General features: G+C 64.0%; 8 protein-coding genes. 5 read left to right on the forward strand and 3 right to left on the reverse strand.

The genetic code is table 11. The annotated features are described in order from the left end of the window. The first annotated feature begins 529 nt into the window (after positions 1-529). The 4 genes from CHF16_RS01875 to CHF16_RS39210 all read left to right on the forward strand — a co-directional run bounded on the left by CHF16_RS01875 (position 530) and on the right by CHF16_RS39210 (position 12,728). A complete protein-coding gene (locus tag CHF16_RS01875) occupies positions 530-4,027 on the forward strand; it encodes a LamG-like jellyroll fold domain-containing protein (RefSeq protein WP_179271343.1) in 3,498 nt (1,165 codons plus the stop codon). 92 nt (positions 4,028-4,119) lie between these two features. Next, positions 4,120-11,079, forward strand: a complete 6,960-nt coding sequence (locus CHF16_RS01880) for an RHS repeat-associated core domain-containing protein (RefSeq protein ID WP_143227847.1) — start codon at positions 4,120-4,122, stop codon at positions 11,077-11,079. Then, positions 11,076-11,453 (forward strand): hypothetical protein, encoded by a 378-nt coding sequence (locus CHF16_RS39205; protein ID WP_138636903.1) that lies wholly within the window; start codon positions 11,076-11,078, stop codon positions 11,451-11,453. The genes CHF16_RS01880 and CHF16_RS39205 overlap by 4 nt, the downstream gene beginning before the upstream one ends. A gap of 744 nt (positions 11,454-12,197) precedes the next feature. Next, the gene (locus CHF16_RS39210) at positions 12,198-12,728 is read left to right on the forward strand and encodes a hypothetical protein (protein ID WP_138639865.1); all 531 of its coding nucleotides are present in this window, start codon (positions 12,198-12,200) and stop codon (positions 12,726-12,728) included. Here CHF16_RS39210 and CHF16_RS41165 read toward each other — a convergent pair. After that, positions 12,713-13,630, reverse strand: a complete 918-nt coding sequence (locus CHF16_RS41165) for a hypothetical protein (RefSeq protein ID WP_240808324.1) — start codon at positions 13,628-13,630, stop codon at positions 12,713-12,715. The two genes, CHF16_RS39210 and CHF16_RS41165, sit on opposite strands and share 16 nt — an antisense overlap. Here CHF16_RS41165 and CHF16_RS42120 point away from each other — a divergent pair. After that, positions 13,629-14,042 carry an NUDIX domain-containing protein gene (locus CHF16_RS42120; protein ID WP_420884796.1) on the forward strand — a complete coding sequence of 138 codons (414 nt, stop codon included), beginning with the start codon at positions 13,629-13,631 and terminating at the stop codon, positions 14,040-14,042. The genes CHF16_RS41165 and CHF16_RS42120 overlap by 2 nt on opposite strands. Before the next feature lie 110 nt (positions 14,043-14,152). Here the strand turns inward: CHF16_RS42120 and CHF16_RS01895 are convergent, their stop codons facing one another. Both CHF16_RS01895 and CHF16_RS01900 read right to left on the reverse strand, forming a co-directional pair. Continuing rightward, complete coding sequence (locus tag CHF16_RS01895; protein ID WP_089324285.1) at positions 14,153-14,410, reverse strand: DUF397 domain-containing protein; 258 nt, start codon at positions 14,408-14,410, stop codon at positions 14,153-14,155. A gap of 5 nt (positions 14,411-14,415) precedes the next feature. Next, positions 14,416-15,303 carry a helix-turn-helix domain-containing protein gene (locus CHF16_RS01900; RefSeq protein WP_089324101.1) on the reverse strand — a complete coding sequence of 296 codons (888 nt, stop codon included), beginning with the start codon at positions 15,301-15,303 and terminating at the stop codon, positions 14,416-14,418. Positions 15,304-15,414: the final 111 nt, after the last annotated feature.

Raw genomic sequence — 15,414 nt, forward strand, 5'->3', positions numbered from 1 at the left:
ACCGCGAAATGGTTCGGCACCAGCGGGTGACCAGGCCTGGCGCACAGCGGGCGCAGACCCTCGATCGAGTACCCGGTGATCCCCACGTTCGACCTCGTGGTGGATGACTGGAGCCGCCTTCGCCCGGCCGAGGGGCGGCCGCCCAGGACATGCTCACCCGGAGCGCTTGAGGGTCGGGAAGACCTTAGAGGCGATCAAAGGCGCTGGAGGCGGAGCGGGGGCCTGTGTTATCGAGTCCTCAATGAGCGGACCCTGCGCAGATGGCACTTCGTCGCCTTTTGATAACCAACTGTATCGGTTGGCGATGGAAAAAGTTGGGACGCCTAGGACGTGGCTCGGGTCTACAAGATTCTCAGTGATCTAGATCACAAAGCAAGATCGTCTAAGTGTCTTCCCTCGGCTTGACTGGGGAGTTAAGTTAAGGCGGCTTCAACAACCCTTTACGCCTTGGGGTTCACATATGGTTCGCGGTGCGGCATGCCGTTGTGCGTCGGTTCTCCGTTCGTTGTTGTGGCGGAGTCCCGGCCGAATGGCCCACCTGGTGGCGTTGCTGATGGTCGCCGGTTTGCTGCAGGTGCCGATTGCCGCGATGGCGCTCGACTCCGCAGGTCGCGCCGATGAACCGAAGGCGACGCCGGCACAAGGAGCCGAGACCGAACGGGAAGCTGTCGCGACGGCGGAGCGGACGGGTGAACCAGTCGAGGTCACCTCTCGGCGTGGGGAAAGGCGCACGGTGAGGGCGCTGCCGAATGGCCGGATCGAGGTCGAGCAGCATCTCCAGCCGATTCGCGCACGTCAGGGCGGTGAATGGGTCGGCATTGACGCTACGCTGCGCCGTTCGGGTGATGCGATCGTTCCGGCTGCGACCACTGTCGGGCTTCGGTTCTCCGCCGGTGGGAACGGTCCGATGGTCGAGATGACGCGGGCCGGCCGCAAACTCGCCCTGACCTGGCCGCAGTCGCTGTCCGAACCGGCTCTGGACGGGGACACCGCCGTCTATGAGGGGGTGGCGGGCCCGGATGTGGATCTGCGGCTGCGGGCGCTGCCGGACGGGTTCGCCCACGTCCTGGTGATCAAGACTGCGGACGCCGCCAAAGATCCGCGGGTGGCCTCGTTGTCGCTGGCACTGTCGGCCACGCGCCTGACGGTGACCGAGGAGCAGGGCAGCGGAGTTCTGATGGCCACCGATCCCAGTTCGGGCGCGGTGGTGTTCCAGGCGCCGTCGCCGTTGATGTGGGACTCTTCCCAGCCGGCCGCCCCGGTGCCGCAGACCCGCACGCAGACGACTGTGGACGCGGCCGAGGAGCCGGGAGCCGGGGCCAAGACGGCTGTTGTCGACGTCGCTGTCGGGGATGGCGCGCTCACGTTGACGCCGGATCAGGGGCTGCTGACGGCGCCGGACACCACGTTCCCGGTGTACATCGATCCGATGTACCGGACGCTGCTGGCGTCGTCGTGGGGGATGGTGTCGTCGGGGTATCCCGATGAGAACTATCCCCTGTTCGATGGCCGGTCCACCGAGGGTGTGGGGCGGTGTGAGGTCGGCAAGGATTCACGCTGCGTCAAGGACCAGACCAAGCGCCTGTTCTACCGGATGGAACTGCCGCCGCTGAAGGGCCGCTATATCCAGAGCGCGGAGTTCATCGCCTATGAGACCAGCGCCTACAACTGCAGTAATTCGACTGTGGTGGAGTTGTGGCGGACCTCGGCGTACTCCTCGTCGGCGACGTGGAACAACACCAAGAGGACCTGGCCCAATGGCGGCGCATGGGGTGAGGTCCTGGACACCCGGGATGTGGCGTACTGCTCCAGGGCACCGGTGGAGTTCGGCGGTGCGAAGCTGCGGGAGCATGTGCAGGACGCGATCGGCAAGGGCTACGGCACGATCACGTTCGGGTTGAAGGCCTACAACGAGACGACGATGGACTGGTGGAAGCGGTTCGCCGACGACGCCTACCTGAAGGTGCAGTACAACAACCCACCGCTGCAGCCCGATAACGACACCATGTTCGCCGACCCCGGTACCAAGTGCCTGCCCAGTTGGGAGGCGCATACGGTCAACCGCATCCCTACGGTGTACGCCTACCTCAAGGACCCAGACACCGAGGACAAGAACAAGGTGCAGGGCCAGTTCGCGTTGAACTGGGACGCCGGCGACGGCAAAGGCTTCATCGCCCGATGGTTCTCGGATCTGACGGCTCCGAAGGCCTCGAACACCAGGTTCGACACGCCGCTGCCCTCCAACATCCCGCCGGGGAAGCTGATCGGATGGAACGTCCGGGCCTACGACGGTGAGCAATACGGTCCGTGGGCCTCGGATGGGGCGCAGATAGCCTGCTACTTCTACTACGACCCCGCCAAACCCGGTGCACCGACCATCACCTCGACGGACTATCCGCAGGACGGCGCCGAGCACGGCGGAGTCGGCCAGCCCGGCGCATTCACCATCGCCGATTCCGCTGGTGTCGCCGACCGGTATTTCATCACGTTGAATGGGGGGCCTCCGCGAACGGTGGCCACTACCGCTGGCGCGGCGCAGCAGGTGCAGATCGCTCCGACCCGGTCCGGTCCCAACGTGCTGACGGTGCAGGCGCTGGCCCCCTCCAATCAGAACGGCCCGGTCGTCTCCTATGAGTTCCGTGCGAACAAGGGATCGGCTCCGGTGGCCGGTTTCGCTCTGGACGAGCCGGCGGGTGCCACGGCGGTGCAGGCCGTGACGCGTGACGGTGAACCGGCCGTCTCGGCGACCGTGCACGGCGGCGCCACCCTGGGCACGGTCGGCCATATCGACCAGGCCGTGCAGTTGGACGGCTCGACCGGCTATGCCTCGACCAGCACCCCGCTGGTCGACACCAGCCAGAGCTTCGCCGTATCGGTCTGGGCCAAGGTGGACGCGTCCGACCCCGACAACGACTTCGCAGCACTGTCGATGGAGGGCGTCCACGAGAGCGCCTTCTATCTGAAGTACGTCAAGGACACCCGCAAGTGGGTGTTCGGCCGGACAGCTACCGACACCACTGACGCGCCCGGGTGGTACCAGGCGTCCTCCGCGGCGCCGGCCCGGACCGGAGAATGGACGCATCTGGTGGGTGTCTGGGACGCGCTGGCCAACAGGATGCAGATATATGTCAACGGCGCCCGCGGCACCGACAGCCCGGTGATACCGGCGATGTGGAAGGCGACAGGCGGCTTGCAGATCGGGCGTTCCAAGTACAAGGATGCCCAAAGCGACCACTGGCCCGGTCAGCTCGACGACGTGCGGATCTACGACCGCATCGTCGGGGACGGGGAAATCGAGAAGATGGTCACCGACCACCCAGTTCTCAAGGCTCGGTGGATGCTGAACGCGACCGGCGAGGGCTCAAATCCACCCGGAGCACCTGACCTGGTTCTCCACAATGGCGCGGCCATCGATTCGGGAGCAGGGTTCGGGTGGGGGACCTCACCGGCAGGACTGATGCTCGGCGCCGGCAAGTTCGCCGAGACGCTCACACCACCGGTGTGGACGAACGAGAGCTTCACCATCGCCGGGTGGGTGCGCAATATGGGGCGTCCACAGCAGGCGGCCACGGTGTTCTCCCAGCCCGGTACCCAGGCGAACGCGTTCGTGTTGCGGTACGTGCCCGGCGAGGATCCGGTCGATCAAGGCAGTTGGCAGGTCGCGCTGCGCGGATCGGACGATGCGGCCGCAGCACCGATCGTGGTTTCGCATTCCAATTTCAGTCCGGGCGACTGGGTGCACCTGGCAGTGGTGTACGACGCGCTGCGGGACCGGGTCAGCCTTTACGCCAACGGGCAACTCGATGAAACCTCTGATGGGGTCTCGCAGGAGGACGGCGCGATCCCCTTCGAAGCGAATAACAACGGCGGCCTCCAAGTGGGCCGCAACAAGTTCGGTGCCGCCGATGGCACCGAGTTCTGGCCGGACGCGATGGACGACCTGTGGGTTTACCAAGCCGCGCTCACACAACCCCAGCTCGCCAGCCTCGCCGTCAACATGGAACTCCCTTCCGGATCAGGGCCCTGACCACCACATCCGGCCGCCAGCCGGGCGACGGCCGGAAAAGAGCCCCCTCTTGAACTTGATGCATGCCGAGCGTGCCCGTTGAGGACCGCCCTGTGGAGGATGTCGTGAAGGCAGGCCGAGTGAAGCTCCGTCGCCGGACGCTGGTGCTGGAACCGCGCCGGTCGGCGCGGGCCACTGCGATCGTGACCGCGGTGGCGCTGGCCGCAGGGCTGCTGTCGGTCCCTCCGGCATTGGCCGAGCCGCCGAACTCCCACCGGCCCAAGGTTGAGGACCACGAACGGGTGGTGGACGGCCGGCCCCTGAAGGCGCGGCCCCGCAAGGCCGATACGGCCAAGCCGGGTCCGGCGGCCAAGGCGGCGTGGCCCGCGCCCGGCACCGCGGAAGTGAAGGTGCCGTCCGGCGCGGACACAGGCCGCACTGCACGCGCCGCGGGCGCCGCCAAGGCGGGCGCACTCCCCGTGGAGATCCTGGGGCCTGGCGGAAGCCCCGCCGCACGAACGGCGCCGCCGGCAGAACGGGTACGGGTCCAGGTGCTGGACCGGCAGGCGGCCCGCACCGCAGGCGTGGACGGATTGGCGTTCACAGTCGCCCGCACCGATGCCGCCGCACCGGGGCGGGTCAAGCTTCGGCTGGACTACTCGGCGTTCGCGCAGGCGTTCGGCGGAGCCTACGGGCCCAGGCTGCGGCTGATGCAGATGCCGGCGTGCGCACTGACGACGCCGGACCAGCCGCAATGCCGCACCCCCAAACCAGTGCCAGCCGATAACAACGGTGTGAGAAAGACACTGACCGCCGAGGTCGAGGCGGCCCCCGCTGCAACCTCCGGATCCCAGGCGGCAGCCGAAGCAGGCCAGAACGGGACGCTGCTGGTCGCCGCTGCCGCCTTTGACAGCTCACAAGGCGATTACAAGGCCACCTCGCTAGAGGCATCGGCGACCTGGCGAGGCGGCGGAAGCACCGGTGACTTCACTTGGTCGTATCCGATGCGGGTTCCACCAGTTCCGGGTGGGTTGACGCCCAACGTCACGATTTCTTACTCATCGGGGAGCGTGGACGGCCGGACGGCCAACTCCAACGGGCAGCCCTCCTGGGTCGGTGAAGGCTTTGAACTATGGCCGGGATACATCGAACGCCGTTACAAGTCGTGTGAGGACGACGGCGCGCCCAAGGACGAGTGGGGTAACTCGCCTGGTGATCAGTGCTGGGGCTATGACAACGCGACCGTGACCTGGAACGGCAAGGGCGGGGAGCTGATCAAGACGTCGGACGGGACCTGGCGGGCCAAGTCCGACGATGGCACCAAGTACGAGAAGTTGACCAGCTCTTCCATCGACAACGGTGACGACAACGGGGAGTACTGGAAGGTCACCACCACCGACGGCACCCGGTACTTCTTCGGCCTCAACCGGGTGCCCGGCTGGGTGAGCGGGAAGCCCGAGACAGGTTCGACATGGACTTCACCGGTGTTCGGTGACGACTCTGGTGAACCGTGCCACGGGTCGTCGTTCGCCACGTCCTGGTGTCAGCAGGCCTACCGCTGGAACCTGGACTACGTCGTCGATCCCAACGGCAACGCGATCCTCTACACCTATGGCCAGGAGACAAACCACTACGGCCGCAACCTCAAGGCCGCCGACGAGACCCCGTACGTGCGCGGCGGATACCTGAAAACGATCTCCTATGGCCTGCGTGAGGACGCGCTGTTCGCCAAGGCACCCGCGCAGGTCACCTTCACCACCTCCGAGCGCTGCATCCCCACCGCGTCCTTCGACTGCGACCCGTCCAAGATCGCCGACAACCCCGACAAGTGGTGGGACGTCCCCTGGGACCTGCACTGCGACTCCGGACAGGAGTGCAAGGACACCCACGGCACCTTGTCGCCGACGTTCTGGTCCCGCAACCGACTCACCCAGGTCACCACCCAAATCCTCAAGACCGACGGATCGGATTACCGGCCAGTCGACTCCTGGTCGATGAGGCATGACTGGGGCCTGGCCGACGTCGAACGCGACCTGCTGCTGGAGGAGATCCAGCACACCGGCCATGCCGCCGACGGCACGAAGACGACTCTGCCGAAGGTCACCTTCCAATCTGTCCAGGCAGCCAACCGGCTCGATGAGGTCGGCGACGACATCCTGGCCTACATCCGCTACCGGGTCGGCACGATCTATGACGAGTCCGGTGGACAGATCGACATCACTTACTCCGACCCCGACTGCACCCTGTCGAACCTGCCGACGCCGGAGACCAATACCACCCGCTGCATGCCGGTCATCTGGACACCGCCAGGCCGGGAAGACCCCATCACCGACTGGTTCCACAAGTACGTGGTGACCAGTGTGATCCAGACCGACCGGACCGGGCTGTCCCCGGACATGGCCACCAAGTACGAGTACCTGGGCGGCGCCGCCTGGCACTTCGACGACGATGACGGGCTGACTAAGGAGAAGAACAAGACATGGTCGCAGTGGCGCGGCTACGGCCACGTCCGCACCCTCACCGGCTCCTACAACACCCCGTCCACGCAGTCCGACACCTACTACCTGCGCGGCATGGACGGCGACCGCAAGACACGTGATGGGGGCACCAAATCGGTGACCGTCTCCGACGGAGAAGGCGGCACCTACACCGACCATGACGCGCTGGCCGGATTCACGCTCAAGACCGCCCAATACACCGGGCCGGGCGGCAGCATCCACTCCAAGACGGTCAACACCCCCTGGCGCGTCCAAACCGCCTCACGCACCCGCCCCTGGGGGACGACCACGGCGAACGTGACCGCGATCGACGATACGCGGACCTGGACCGTCAAGGACGGCGGCGGCTGGCTCCAGACGAGAACCGACAACTCCTATAAGAGCTCGGGCCCCGGCGTCGGACGTGTCACCTCGGTCAGCGACCTGGGCGACGTCGAATCCGACGATGACGACAAGTGCACCCGCACCGACTACGCCGACAACACAAGCGCCTGGATAGTGGACTCCCCGTCACGGGTCGAGACGGTCTCGGTCGCCTGCAGCGTCAACCCCGACAGATCCGCGCAGGTCGTCTCCGACGTCCGCACCTTCTACGACGGACTCGGGTTCGGTGAAGGCCCGACTGCGGGAAACGTCACCAAGGTCGAGACCATCGCTTCTCACGATGGCAATTCGCCGACGTATGTAGTGAAAGCTCAGTCCGCCTACGACGGCTACGGGCGTCCGACCCAGGTCACGGACGCGGCGAACCAGACCACGACGACGTCCTACACCGACACCCAGGGATTGAACACCCAGGTCACCACCACGACACCGCCGGCGAAGCCTGATGTCTCCTCGACGGCGTTGACCACGGTGAAGTACCTCGATCCGGCATGGGGTGTCCCGGTCACCACCATTGACCAGTCCAACATGGGGCTGCGCACCGACTACGCCTACGATCCGCTCGGCCGGCTGACCAAGGTGTGGCTGCCCAACCAGTCCAAGGCCAACGGCCGCGAACCCAACTACGAATACAGCTACCGCGTCACCGAAGGCCAGATCGTCGCAGTCACCACCCAGACGCTGACCGCCACCGGCGCACAGCGGCTGGCGGAGATCGAACTGCTGGACGGATGGCTCCGGCCCCGCCAAACCCAAGTACCCGGCCAGACCGGACGGCTGATCAGCGACACCTTCTACGACAACCGCGGACAAGTCGTCAAAACCTACGCCGCCTACGCGGCCGAGGGCGCCCCTACCACCGAACTGTTCGGCATCGGCACCCCCGGCAACATCGAGACCCAGGCCCACACCGAGTACGACGGCCTGGGCCGCAAGACCATCGAGAAACTCACTTCTGGCAACGGCTCCCAGCCCGACTCCGAACTGTGGCGCACCACCTACAGCTACGGAGGCGGCAACCGCGTCTCGGTCACCCCGCCGTCCGGCGGCATCGCCAACGCGCAGATCACCGACGCCCGCGGGCAGGTGATCGAACGCCGGCAGTACAAAGCCGCGACTCTGACCGGCGAGTACGACGCGACTCGCTACACCTACACCCCTGCCGGGCAGGTCGCCACGGTCACCGACCCGTCGGGGAACACCTTCACCACCAGCTACGACCTGCGCGGTCGCAAGATCCGGACCACCGACCCCGACAAGGGGACCACGACCTTCGCCTACGACGACCTGGATCGCCTGGTCTCCACCACCGACGCCCGCGGCAAAAAGATTTTCGTCGACTATGACGGGCTGAGCCGCAAGACCGCCACCCACGACGGGGCAGCCGACGGGTCGCTCCTGGCCTCCTGGACTTACGACACCGCACCCTTCGGCAAGGGCAAGCTGGCCACCGCCACCAGACACACCAGCGACGGCGACTACACCAGCACCGTCCGCCACTACGACCAGCTAGGCCGCGCCGACAAGACAACCCTCACCATCCCCGCCTCACAAGGCGCACTAGCTGGCCAGTACCAGTTCTCCACCCAGTACGGCCTAGACGAAACCATTTTGGGCCAGGGGCGTCCCGCCGCCGGCGGCCTTTCTGCCGAGAGCGTCACCTACCAGTACGACGACCTTCTGCGCCCCACGGGCATGAACGGCGGGACAAGCCCCACCGATCAGACGCCCTACGTCAACGACGCCCTCTACACCCCCACCAACAAGCCCAACCTGCTCGAACTCGGGCCCGACGGCAAACACACCTGGCAGACCTTCACCTACCAGTACGGCACCCAGCGCCCGGCCACCGCCCGCACCCTGCACGAAGGCGTCCAAGGCGACGACCGCTACGCCACCTACCACTACACCGACGCCGGCACCATCACCTCGATCACCGACGTCTCCCGCGACGGCGTCGACAACCAGTGCTTCACCTATGACCACCTGCAACGCCTGACCCAGGCCTGGACGCAGAGCACCACTGACGCCTGCGCCACCCAACCATCTGCCTCGCTGATCGGCGGCCCGGCCCCATACTGGCAGTCCTTCACCTACGACAAGGCCGGAAACCGCACAGGCGAGACCCGGCACGGCATCGGCGGCACCACCGACACCACCCGCACCTACACCTACGCACCCGCAGGCCAAGGCAACCGCCTCACCCAGGTCACCCAGACCGGCCCCACCGGCCAACGCACCGACACCTACACCTACGACGCCGTCGGTAACACCACCAAACGCGCCATCGACACCGGCCCCACCAACACCGGCCAGACACTGGAATGGAACACCGAAGGCGAACTGACCAAGGTCACCGAAAACGGCAACGACCTCACCTTCGCCTACGACGCCGACGGCAACCGCCTGATCCGCAAGGACGCATCCGGCGCGACGTTGTACCTCCCGGACGGCACCGAACTCCGTGCACTCAACGGCGCCACCACCGCCACCGCAACCCGCTACTACACCTTCGCTGGCCAGACCATCGCGATGCGCACCACCGATGGCACCATCACCTACCTGGCCGCCGACCACCAAGGCACCGCCCAAATCGCCGTCAACAGCACCACCCAGCAGACCACCGTCCGTCGCTTCACCCCCTTCGGTTCCATCCGCGGCATGGACGAGGACGCGACATGGCCGGGCGACAAGGGCTTCGTCGGCGGCACCCAGGACCCCACCGGTCTCACCCACCTCGGCGCCCGCGAATACGACCCCGATACAGGCCGCTTCATCTCCGTCGACCCCCTCATGGACCAGGCCGACCCCCAGCAGATGAACGGCTACACCTACGCCAACAACAGCCCCGTTACCAACGCCGACCCGGACGGCAAAATGTGCCGCAGGACTCGAGACGGCATGGAGTGCTTCAACGGCGATGGCGTGGACCGCCGCCCCAACGACAAGGGCGGCTACGACGTTTACAACCCCAGTGGTCGTAGAGTCGCCAGAAGCGGTGACAGTTACGGCAGAGACTCCCGCAACGCCCGCACGGTCGGCTCCACGGACATCATCGTCGTGCCGAAGAAGGTTGATGTTGTCCGCTTCCGGGCCAAGTTCTGGAAGCTGTACTTCGAGGAGTACGGCTATTCATCCTTCTCTCCTGAGATGCAGGCGAGCTGGGAATTGCGGATCGCCTACCTTGTTTGTGGTGAAATGAAGGACTGCAGTGGGATTTACACTGCCTGGCATGCCCGATTGCACCTCGAATGGATGGGGTCACAGGGCGGGATCTTTGCCTTCGAGGGCGGGCTGGGGAACGGCATACGCAAGTCCCCGCGAGTTCGAGCCGGCGGAAAGCCGACGGCGGCGGGTATCCGGAAGAATTTGGCTAATGCTGCTTGCAAAGCAGGCAATAGCTTCATGCCGGGAACCGACGTGCTGATGGCCGACGGGAGCCGGAAGAAGATCCAAAATATCAAGGTTGGAGACAAAGTCTTTGCTACCGACCCTAAGACAGGAAAGACCACTGCTAAGCGCGTGATCGCCACCATCGCAGGGGAAGGCGATAAGAAGCTCGTCCAGATCACCATCGAGGCGGACGGGGCCGCTCTCGGCTGGATGAGCGGCCAGGGTTCCAAGCTCCGCAACCCGATTCTGGTTAGATCCGAGCAGACGGGGCGCGGAGTGGTCGTTGCGACCGAGAACCACCCCTTCTGGGTCGCCGGCGAAGTCGGCGCATGGAAGGAGGCGGGCGACCTCGAGCCTGGGATGTGGCTCCGCACCAGCGCTGGCACCTACGCCCAGGTCACTGCCACCAAACACTGGACCAGCCACAGCCAGCGTGTCTACAACCTCGCCATTCGAGGCTTCCACACGTACTATGTGCTGGCAGGAGTTGCGCCAGTTCTTGTTCACAATTCGTCGTGCAACACGGTACCGAATCTCAATGGGAAGACGCTGGAAGAGGCTCGGACTGAAATTGAGGGGGCTGGTTTCGTCTTTCATGGTGAGAGTAAGGGCGGGTATATCAGGTATCGCCACGACGACGGGAGCGAGATGTACATCAGGCCGGATGGTGAAGTGATGAGACTTGCGCCGAAGGTGAGGCCGGCGTCGGGCGAGGGCAAGTCCTACCATCCACGACTCGACCCTGAGGGAAACGTCACGCAACAGCATGACCCGAAGACAGAGATGGTACGCAGATGAGTCGTTTGGAGCGGGTATGTCAAGCCATTGAGGAGTGTGAAGGCTATTCGATTGATGCTCTCTCGATGGCTGTGCTGGATGAAGAGGATGCGCTTGAAATCTCGCTCCGATGGGGTCCCGAGAAGCGGGATGTGAGCATCTCTTTGAGAGGTGTTGTCTATTTCGAGATCGGAAGGGATGCTTATGTTTCAGCTGGTCCGCTCTGTGAGCTACGCGCTTCCGTGATTGGTCCGGGTGGCGGTTCGTGGCCGGAAGGCATTAACTTCGACCGAGTGCGCCAACAGGATGTTCGACTGATTTGGATCCGCGCTAGTGGGCCAGTGCAGCTTAATGTCCTTGCGAATACGGCTGTCGTTCTACAAGAACTGGAGTGAACGCGCTGGGGGTGCAGCGCAGCCATTGGCGCGGCGGGGCGGGGACGGCTCTGATGGAGGCTGTGGGGGCGTGGGGGCGTGGGGGCGGGAGCGCGGGGCCGAGTTGCTCACGTTGGAGGCCTTCGCGGCGAGTACTGTGTCGGTGCCGTTCTATGAGGACCGGATGGGCTACGAACGGCAGGCGATCGTCTTCGTCAAACGGCTGCGGGAGACCTGAGCGGCCGGCGGCCGTGCTCGCCTGCGATGCCGAACCGTTGCTACCTGGCCAAGTACTTCAACCACGCCGACGAACCCGCCATGAGCCCGCCCCGCGCTGGCCGCATGCGTCCTCCGGCCCCGGACGCGTCCTGCCGGCGACATCAACGCCTGGGTCGAGGCCGCAGACCTCGAACCCGGCATGCGGCTCCGCACCAGCGCCGGCACCTACGCAGAGGTCACTGCCACCAAACACTGGACCACTCGCCACCAACGCCTCTATCTTTTTCTGTCCCGGCATCGTGAGTAAAGGTTGGAGGCCTACCCGTAAAGCTCGGCGGGCCTCCGATGGGTCTTGAACCTTTTCCAACTTCATATGGCCTGGTGGTGAAGGGCGACGATGGCGGACGGGCGGGACGGGGAGCAACGGGTCTGTCGCAGGATGTGCCAGCGTTCGAGGGCGGCGGCGACCTGCTCGCCAGGGCGCGGACCCGGCGTGGTGCCGGATGAACAGGTTTTTGCGTTTGCCGAGGTGGTGGGTGCTTCAGTATGGAACGGGCAACCCGGATGCGCGAACTTATTGCGCCGCTTACGCGGGACGAAGAACTTGGTCAATTTTTGCGGATAGGCGTGGACGATTCAGGCGAAGTCGATCCGGCGACATTGTTGTACCCCGTCATCTTCGCTTCAGATTTTGACCGCGGCCCGTATCGGCATGTGATTCCAACTCGCCCTGTCACGATAACGGAAATTCGACGCGAGCTGTCTCGTGTCGATGTGCCGCCGTCGCGGATGGTGCCGTTTTTGGCGCTGATACTCGCTACAGATTTCGTCTATTTGGGCTCTGCCGGCCCCTTGGGCGAGGATGAGGCAAAGGTGATTGCCTCGGACATGGTGGATATTCTGGGTCCCAGCGTGGGATGGTGGAGCAATGTAGACTTTCCTGCATGGTCTTGGGAATATGGGGACTTTAGTGGTGAGTTTACTGCAAGTCCGCTCACTGGACACACTTATGACTGTGCAATGGTTGGCATTGGAGAGGGGGTGGCGGTGATTCTTCTCTCTTACGTTGATGATTGAGTCGAATGTCTTTTGCCGTGATGGAGGTGGAGGTCTGTTCTCGTAGAGTACGGGGATCTGAGGCAGCCTTCGAGAGTAGCCTTTAATGCGGGGCGGTTTGAGAGAGGTGAAGGGATGTATGCGAAAAATGGAGAGAGAGTGTGAAGTAACATGGTGAAATCGTCGTTGCGGACGCACTTGAGGCCTTGCGTGTCATGGCCCATCCGGACTACCCGCCACATGCCATGAAGGTCAAGGTGAGGGCTCTCATTAGTCCCGATGTAGATCTTGATTAATTCTGGCCTGAGGATGAAACGGATTTTTCCTTTCTTCTGCAGGCTCTCATAGGTCCTTCGGATGGCGTAGGCGAAGAATCTCTGCAGTTTATTGTCTGCACGCCGAAGAATATCGCGCGCCGCCTGGTTCGGGAGCGGATTATATTCGGGCATCCACTGATACTTGTGGGTAGTCCATGCATTCCGCCGCTCCTGCGAGCTGTAACTGTCGCTATCGAACGTGTAGAGGGCGCCGCGTGGTCGGATATAGTCAGGAAGTTGGCCCGGCTTGGGGCTCACGAATTCGATGACGCATGATGACTCGTGAATATCCTGGTAGAGCTGCTCCAACGTGCGCAGCAGCCCATACGCGGGCAGCGGTGAGGTCGTGGGTGCGGCCGGGCGGCGGCACCGACGTCCAAAGAATTGTCCCGTAGGGCCGGCGATGACCCGCACGTTCATTCTGTCGCGGCGGCACCTGGCTGAGTAGTACGGCCGGTCGGCCGGCAGTCGGTCGTAGGCGGTCAGCGTGCCGTCCAGTACCAGCAGATCGCGCAGACGGTCGTGGCCGCCCGGCTGGAGAAGGTTGTGGTGCCGAAGTTCCACGCCGAAAGCTGCCAGGTCTGGCGCACGGCTGCGCAGCCCCATGAGAGGAATCTGCCATGACGTCGCGCAAGCGCCCAGAGGTGAAGTTCGCGCCGAGAGAGATCTTCGAGAGCATCCTCGATACGCGGTGATCCCCACGTTCGACCTCGTCGTGGAGCTTCCCGAGGGCGGAGGCGTCGTGCTTGTCCGACGCCCTATCGCGCCTTACCAGAACAAGTGGGCGCTCCCCGGCCTGCGCATGTTCAAGCCGGAGAGCATCGATGATGTCATCGCCCGTATCGCCGAGGACGAACTCGGCCTGGACGTCGATGTGAACGGCAAGCGGTTCCTCGGCCAGTACGTCGGCCGCAGTGGGGAGAGGTCCCGCCGGCCACGGGGGCGATGTACCGCTACTACCTGGCCAGGCACTTCAAGCATGCCAATGACCCCCGCGAGGAGCCCGCCCCCGCGCTGATCGCGTGCGTCCTCCGGCCCCGGCCTTGTCCCTCCAGGGATGACTTGCGGAGTGTTGCCCTCAACGAGTCGCGGATAAGGGCAACACTCCACAGGTCAACGCGCCACGCCCTACAGGTCCAGCCTGCCGCTCTTGATCCGGCCGAGCAGGTCGCGGAACACGTCCGAAGTGACCACGTGCCGGGGGCCGGTCGCGTCCTTGCTGTCCCGGATCAGTACAGCATCGGGCGTGCTGGCCACCTCGACGCACTCGTTGCCGCCTACTTGAGACTTGCTGCTCTTGCGCCAGGCCGCAGCGACCTCGACGCACTCTTGACCGCCAGCGCTGGACTTGCTGCTCTTGCGCCAGTTCGTCCTAGAAAGCTCCATGGTTGTCACTCAATCAATCTTGTGAGGTATGCGCTAGTTGCGGCAGGATCCGTAGCCCTGGCGCGTAGCAGATCAAACCTGGCCATGTAGCGCTCTAGCTCATCTTCCTCCTCCATCATGCGGTCGTCGATCGTGGTTTCGAGGTAGACGATGTCTCGGTCAGCAGCTCCGGGGAACTTCAGATAAACGAACGGTTCGCTGGTGCCTGGGTAGACTCCGTCAGCGATCTTGAGGATCTGTACGTCAACGTTAGGTCTCCCTGAGACCTTGATGAGATGGCGGATCTGCTCCGACCGTACCTGGGGGTTGCTGATCCGAAGCAACGCGTTCTCATCGATCAGCGCATGGAAGCGGCAGGGGGATGACCGTCTCGTGAGGATCATCTGGCGTTGCGTCCGGGCATCGATGTGGCGCTTCAGTTCGTCGTCGTCAACCATGCCCGCATCGCGATTGATCATCTCGACGTATCCAGGCGTTTGAAGCAGGCCCGGCACGAGTGTGGTTTGGAACGCGTAGATCTCTGAGGCGCCTGCCTCCAGCCCCACGAAGTCGTCTCGGAAGACGTCGTTGTACCTGCGCCACCAGCCGCGCTGGCGAGCCTCCCGGGTGAGCTTGATCAGAGCTTCGCGGTCACTGCCCTCGACGCCGTACAGCTCGCAGAGGTCGGCGACGGCGTCGCTGCTCGGTTCGACCCATTTGGCCTTTTCGATGTAGTTGAGCTTTGTGTGACTCCAGTTGAGCTGCCTGCATACCTGGGCTGTCGTCATGCCGCACTGCTTTCGCAGGTCAACCAATTTCCGGCTGAGTGCACGTTTCTTGATCGTCGGACTGTACCCGCTAGCGCGAATGTCTGCCATGTCCATTCCTTCCATTTTGTGGGTATTTAGATTCATGATCGCAAGAATCTGGATTATCTATCTCGCTTAGCCTTGCGATCTAGGCGCGAATGAGTTCATTATCTAGTCCGTAACGCAGCGTTCGCAGCCGATTACGGAAACGATCAT

Origin of the sequence: Actinomadura meyerae (genome assembly GCF_900188445.1) — a bacterium.
In the GTDB taxonomy this organism is placed as follows: Bacteria; Actinomycetota; Actinomycetes; order Streptosporangiales; family Streptosporangiaceae; genus Spirillospora; species Spirillospora meyerae.

Excerpts from the sequence above, each read along its gene's own strand:
- CHF16_RS39205 (WP_138636903.1), top strand. The coding sequence starts at position 11,076 with ATGAGTCGTTTGGAGCGGGTATGTCAAGCCATTGAGGAGTGTGAAGGC.
- CHF16_RS01900 (WP_089324101.1), bottom strand. The coding sequence starts at position 15,303 with ATGAATCTAAATACCCACAAAATGGAAGGAATGGACATGGCAGACATT.
- CHF16_RS01895 (WP_089324285.1), bottom strand. The coding sequence starts at position 14,410 with ATGGAGCTTTCTAGGACGAACTGGCGCAAGAGCAGCAAGTCCAGCGCT.
- CHF16_RS01875 (WP_179271343.1), top strand. The coding sequence starts at position 530 with ATGGCCCACCTGGTGGCGTTGCTGATGGTCGCCGGTTTGCTGCAGGTG.
- CHF16_RS39210 (WP_138639865.1), top strand. The coding sequence starts at position 12,198 with ATGGAACGGGCAACCCGGATGCGCGAACTTATTGCGCCGCTTACGCGG.
- CHF16_RS42120 (WP_420884796.1), top strand. The coding sequence starts at position 13,629 with ATGAGAGGAATCTGCCATGACGTCGCGCAAGCGCCCAGAGGTGAAGTT.
- CHF16_RS41165 (WP_240808324.1), bottom strand. The coding sequence starts at position 13,630 with ATGGGGCTGCGCAGCCGTGCGCCAGACCTGGCAGCTTTCGGCGTGGAA.